General features: G+C 63.2%; 1 pseudogene. It reads right to left on the bottom strand.

Annotated features, from left to right (window positions below):
- Positions 1-223 (bottom strand): annotated as a pseudogene (locus SNR22_RS29290) (hypothetical protein); the annotation flags it as partial.

The following is a 223-nucleotide window of genomic DNA, read 5'->3' on the forward strand; positions in this document are numbered from 1 at the left end:
CGGTGTTGTTGGTGATGTGGGATTCCTTGATCCTGAGGATGCCGGCGTTGAAGATGCCGCCGCCGCTGCCCTTGGCGTGGTTGTTTTCCACGGTGGTGTGGTCGAGGAAGACGCGGCCGAAGTTGGCGATGGCGCCGCCGTTGCCGCTGGCGTTGTTGTTGAACAGGTTGCTGTCTTCGAGGTAGGCGGTGCCTCCGGGCTTGACGAGGAGTGCGCCACCGTC

Origin of the sequence: Micromonospora sp. RTGN7 (assembly GCF_033804645.1) — a bacterium.
GTDB lineage: Bacteria > Actinomycetota > Actinomycetes > Mycobacteriales > Micromonosporaceae > Micromonospora.